The 1,901-nt window shown below is 57.8% G+C and carries 3 protein-coding genes; 2 read left to right on the forward strand and 1 reads right to left on the reverse strand.

Annotation, left to right across the window (positions count from 1 at the left end):
• Positions 1-755, forward strand: a 755-nt coding sequence (locus tag QMX97_RS31960) for a ribonucleotide-diphosphate reductase subunit beta (RefSeq protein ID WP_282398185.1), incomplete at its 5' end; no start/stop codon positions are given.
• A gap of 63 nt (positions 756-818) precedes the next feature.
• Here the strand turns inward: QMX97_RS31960 and QMX97_RS31965 are convergent.
• Positions 819-1,118: a putative quinol monooxygenase gene (locus tag QMX97_RS31965; RefSeq protein WP_106804104.1), complete on the reverse strand. Its 300-nt coding sequence runs from the start codon at positions 1,116-1,118 to the stop codon at positions 819-821.
• Positions 1,119-1,356: 238 nt separating this feature from the next.
• Between QMX97_RS31965 and QMX97_RS31970 the strand changes: the two genes are divergently transcribed.
• The gene (locus QMX97_RS31970; protein WP_106804105.1) at positions 1,357-1,845 is read left to right on the forward strand and encodes a DUF1289 domain-containing protein; all 489 of its coding nucleotides are present in this window, start codon (positions 1,357-1,359) and stop codon (positions 1,843-1,845) included.
• Positions 1,846-1,901: the final 56 nt, after the last annotated feature.

Genomic DNA, 1,901 nt, shown 5'->3' on the forward strand with positions numbered 1-1,901 from the left:
TGGCCGTGTACCGCCTGATCACCAACCCGGAGTGCCGCCAGTACATCCTGCGCCAGGCCTTCGAAGAAGCGATCCACACCCACGCCTACCAGTACTGCATCGAATCGCTGGCCATGGATGAAGGCGAGATCTTCAACATGTACCACGAGATCCCATCGGTCGCGAAAAAAGCCGCCTGGGGCCTGAAATACACCCGTTCGATCTCCGATCCGAAGTTCGAAACCGGCACCGTCGAGACTGACAAGGAGCTGCTGCGCAACCTGGTCGCCTACTACTGCGTCCTGGAAGGCATCTTCTTCTACTGCGGCTTCACCCAGATCCTGTCGATGGGCCGCCGCAACAAAATGACCGGCGTCGCCGAGCAGTTCCAGTACATCCTGCGTGACGAGTCGATGCACCTGAACTTCGGTATCGACGTGATCAACCAGATCAAAATCGAAAACCCACACTTGTGGGATGCCGAGATGAAGGAAGAAGCGACCCAGATGATCCTGCAAGGGACTCAGCTGGAAATCGAATACGCGCGTGACACCATGCCGCGCGGCGTGTTGGGCATGAACGCGGCGATGATGGAGGACTACCTCAAGTTCATCGCCAACCGTCGCCTGTCGCAGATTGGCTTGAAGGAAGAGTATCCAGGAACAACCAACCCGTTCCCGTGGATGAGCGAGATCATGGACTTGAAGAAAGAGAAGAACTTCTTCGAGACCCGTGTGATCGAGTACCAGACTGGCGGTGCGTTGAGCTGGGATTGATTGATCTTGTAGACGCTATCGCCGGCAAGCCGGCGATAGCGCCCTGAATACGGCCATCGCTCCTCAGTTGGAAACCTGTTCCAGGAAGATCAACTTCAACGGCTCGCTGAGCAGCTCATCCGCCGTCGCGGCAAACCGCTGAAAGTATGGCGTCGCAAAATGCGCATCGAGTGCCGCCTGGTCCTTGAACGCTTCACGCATGTAGAACGTGCCGGGTTCGTCCCGCAGTTCATACAGCACATAGTCAAGGTTGCCGGGTTCTGTGCGCGTAGGCTGCACCAGCGCCAACAAGCCTTCCTTGAGCGCCTGTTGTTTGCCTGGCTTGGCCTTGAGGACTGCGATCGATACCAGCGGTTTGTTCATGACGGTAGCTCCGTTAGAGGGCGGACTTGCGGAGACGCTGCTCGCAACGGCAATCATCACTGCGCAGAGCCAGTATCCCAGGGGTTTGAGGGTGGGTTTCATGATCGGTACTCGGTGTGGAATGCGCCCATCTTTGCCCGCTCAGCCACAAAGAAAAACCGACAAAACGCGCTAACACTTTCATCACCAGATTGAAAATGAGCCCACGTTTTCTTGATTAGAAAAGCAGTCGCTATTTATGCCCAATCAAACCATCAAGACGCCCTGCGTCGGCCTGTGCTCCACCGTCTACGGTGACCTGGTCTGCCGGGGGTGCAAGCGTTATCACCATGAAGTCATCCAGTGGAATGGCTACAACGCCGATGAAAAGCAGGCGGTGTGGCTGCGCCTGGAACAACTGTTGGTGCAGGTGATGGCCAGCAAGCTCGAAGTGCTTGACCCGCAGCGCCTGCGCCAGCAGCTGGAAGACCGCAAGATTCGCTTCATGCCGCACCAATCGCCGTATTGCTGGGCCTACCAGCTGATTGCGCGGGGTGCGCGGGTGATCTCCAAGCTGGATGCGTATGGCCTGGCGTTGCTGCCGGAGTTTCGCGAGCGCAGCCTGGCGGATTTGCGCGATGCGATTGACCGCGAGTTTTTCCTGCTGTCCGAGGCGCATTACGAGCGGTATATCGCCCCGGTCTTCTTGAAAGAAGCATTTGGGCCCGCCCTGATCGCCACCCTCTGACCAACACCGCTGCCCCGTAGGAGCCCGGCTGGCCGGCGATGCGCGCTAGCTCGTCA

This window comes from Pseudomonas sp. PS01298, from assembly GCF_029959745.1.
GTDB classification, from domain to species: Bacteria; Pseudomonadota; Gammaproteobacteria; order Pseudomonadales; family Pseudomonadaceae; genus Aquipseudomonas; species Aquipseudomonas aylmerensis.

Bases quoted from the DNA above. Each gene is read 5' to 3' on its own strand.
- QMX97_RS31965 (WP_106804104.1), bottom strand. From the start codon at position 1,118: ATGAACAAACCGCTGGTATCGATCGCAGTCCTCAAGGCCAAGCCAGGC.
- QMX97_RS31970 (WP_106804105.1), top strand. From the start codon at position 1,357: ATGCCCAATCAAACCATCAAGACGCCCTGCGTCGGCCTGTGCTCCACC.